Origin of the sequence: Idiomarina sp. ST20R2A10 (assembly GCF_051842345.1) — a bacterium.
Classification (GTDB): domain Bacteria; phylum Pseudomonadota; class Gammaproteobacteria; order Enterobacterales; family Alteromonadaceae; genus Idiomarina; species Idiomarina loihiensis.
In genome coordinates this window covers 1-1,311 of record NZ_JBNIEY010000024.1, presented here as the reverse complement: position 1 = coordinate 1,311, position 1,311 = coordinate 1, and the positions used below count along the sequence as shown (strand labels likewise).

At 49.6% G+C, this 1,311-nt stretch carries 1 protein-coding gene; it reads left to right on the top strand.

Translation table 11 applies throughout. From position 1 onward, the window contains the following. Positions 1 to 1,203: TolC family protein (locus tag ACP7H9_RS14145; protein WP_439222923.1), on the top strand; the 1,203-nt coding region annotated here is incomplete at its 5' end. Positions 1,204 to 1,311 lie beyond the last annotated feature (108 nt).

Genomic DNA, 1,311 nt, shown 5'->3' with positions numbered 1-1,311 from the left:
CTGGCAATAAGTTCAAGCTACGCCAATGCACAACAGTTGCCCGAGCAATGGCAACAAACTGTGCAGCAACACCCCAGTGTTGAAGCCGCTCAACAGCAGGCTAAAGCGCTGATCCAACAGGGCAAGCAATTAAATCAGCCTTTGTACAACCCTAGCTTATCGTCACGCTTAGAGCGTGAGGGTGACATCAATAATTACGCTGTTGGTCTAAGCCAAACGCTGGACTGGAGCACTCGCAATGAAGCACGTGCCAGTCAGAGTGACGCAATGACCGCTATGGCAATGAGTATTTATCGCCAGTCGGCGACATCGCATGCTAAAACTCTGCTGAATGCCTATGTGCAATGGCTTGATGCAAAAAAGCGTTACGCACTCGCCGAGCAGCAAAAGAAAATCGTTAAACAGGCGATAAGCCTGGTTGCCGAACGGCGTAAAGCCGGAGACTTAGGTGCCGTCGACGAACAACTGACGGTACTCGCACTAAGTCGGCAACTGCAACAAACTGCAGCGGCTTATCAACAACTGCAATCCGCTGAAGCAGAGTTAAACGCTCTGCTAACAACGTCTGATGTCGGTCAACTCTCCATTAACGAGGAGCTATTTAACGTTGAACCTGCGTTAACGGCTCGTTGGCAACAACATCCAGCGTTAAAAGCCGCTTACCTGCAATGGCAATTAAAGCGCGCCGATGTCGACTGGAAACGCTCGTTAACCACCGCCAACCCAACCGTAGGCGTCGAAGCGGGCGAGAGCGATAACGAAACAGTAGTTGGCTTATCATTCAGCATTCCACTACAGATTCGCAATAACTACAGCGATGCAGTACGCGCAGCCAATAGCGAAGCTGTTGCTGAAGAAAAACGTTTGATTGCGCTACGCCAACAATGGCAAGCAGCACTGAAATCGTCCCTTAACAACTACCGCTTTGTTAAAAAACAATGGCAAAGCTGGCAAAGAGACTTTCAATCTCGGCAGGATGAGTCGATGCAGGTGATTGAACAGTCCTGGCTCGCCGGAGACTTATCCACCACAAACTATCTCACCGCCATGCAACAGCAGCTCGATAGTCAATTTGCAGGTATAGCGCTGCAAACACAATATCGGTTGGCCGCCATTGAATGGTTGTACCGTTCGGGCGAACTCAGTAAAGCGCTGACGTTATCGCCGTTAAGCCAGCAAACAAACGCAGAGATTGGAGAGTAAACGATGTCAGTAAAACCTTTATACGCAGCAATAGCACTTGCGCTGAGCTTTTCGGTTATGGCGCAGGATGAACACGGACACGACGAAAAAGAAGATACCCACAAGGAA